The 1,548-nt window shown below is 65.4% G+C and carries 2 protein-coding genes; one reads left to right on the top strand and one right to left on the bottom strand.

Annotated elements, in window-relative coordinates; genetic code table 11:
- On the top strand, window positions 1–814 hold an 814-nt coding region (locus A2J02_RS04335; protein ID WP_156516085.1), incomplete at its 5' end, for a cytochrome P450.
- Between the two features lie 2 nt (window positions 815–816).
- Here the strand turns inward: A2J02_RS04335 and A2J02_RS04330 are convergent.
- Window positions 817–1,548, bottom strand: a 732-nt coding sequence (locus A2J02_RS04330) for an alpha/beta fold hydrolase (RefSeq protein WP_068047261.1), incomplete at its 5' end; no start/stop codon positions are given.

The following is a 1,548-nucleotide window of genomic DNA, read 5'->3' as shown; positions in this document are numbered from 1 at the left end:
CTCCAGTTTCGTGGCGTGCGTTCAGGCGGCGACATCCATTGTGCGCTTTCGGGTTCCCGGAACTCGGTGGAAGCGCGGTCTCGACGGCCGCGCCATGCTCGAGGAGTTCTTCCGGCGGTACCTTCCGTCCCGGCGTGCCACCGAGACCGACGACCTGTTCTCGGTTCTGTGTCACATCGAGGGGAACGACGGCGAGCGTTTCTCCGACGACGAAGTGATCGACCACATGATCTTCCTGCTGATGGCCGCGCACGACACGTCGACGATCACGCTGTCGACGATGATGCAGTACCTCGGTCAGCATCCGCAGTGGCAGGACAAGTGCCGTGCCGAGTCCGAGGCGCTCGGTACCGATGCGCCGACGCTCGCGCAACTCGACGAACTGCACAGCGTCGATCTGGTGATGAAGGAATGCTTGCGTTTGGTCTCGCCCACGCCTGTGGTTGCCCGCCGCGCGGTCAAGGACACCGAGGTGCAGGGCAAGTTCGTCCCCGCGGGGACGTATGCGTCGGTCGCCCCACACTTCACGCACCACATGGCCGAGTACTGGCCGAACCCGGAGAAATTCGATCCCGGCCGGTTCGCCGACGACCGCCGGGAGGACAAGGTGCACCGCTACGCGTGGGAGCCGTTCGGCGGAGGCGTGCACAAGTGCATCGGCATGTTCTTCGCCGGAGCGGAGATCAAGACGATCATGCATCACCTGCTGCTGCGGTTCGACTGGTCGGTCGACCCCGATTACGTTGCGCCGCTGAACTTCACGTCGCTGCCCTTCCCGGAGGACGGGCAGCCCGTGCAGCTGCGAAAGCGGTAGGTCTATCCGGCGCGGTCGGTGAGCCAGCCGATGATGTTCGCGGTGACCTCGTCGCGGTTGGTCTCGTTGAGGATCTCGTGGCGAGCACCGGGGTAGAGGGTGACGGTGACGTCGCTCATTCCGGCCTCGCGGTATCGGGCAGCGAGGGTCTCGATCAACTGTCCGCCCCCGGCGAGCGGGTCGTCGGTGCCCGAGGTGATGAGCAGCGGGAGATCGGAACGGATCTGCTCGAGGTTGTGCGGGTCGGCGAGCTTGTCGGCCTCACCGAACAACGCGGGGACCGTCGACTCCGGGAGGTCGAAGCCGCACAGCGGGTCGGCGACGTAGGCGTCCACTTCGGCCTCGTCGCGACTGAGCCACTCGTATCCGGTGCGGTGCTCGAAGGCGGCGTTGAACACGCTCAGGTCACCGGCTGGGGCGTCGGCCATTCCGGCGGCGAGGATGTTCAGCGTGGTCGAGCCCGACAGCACCACACCCTCGTACAGATCGGATCGTTCGATCAGAACATGCTGCGCGGCAAACGATCCCATGGAATGCGCGAACAGGAACAGTGGCAGGTCGGGATATTCGTTCAGCAGCGACTCGCCCAACTGCTCGATGTCGGCCCACAAACCCGCGAACGCGGCGGCACCGAAATCGCCGGGGGTGTCGACGATCGACTCTCCGTGGCCGCGATGATCGGACGCCACGACGTGGAATCCGGCGTCGTTCAACGCTGCGGCGAAGCGGGCGTA

The organism is Rhodococcus sp. EPR-147, assembly GCF_001647185.1.
Classification (GTDB): Bacteria; Actinomycetota; Actinomycetes; order Mycobacteriales; family Mycobacteriaceae; genus Rhodococcoides.
This window is presented reverse-complemented; position numbering and strand designations above follow the sequence as displayed.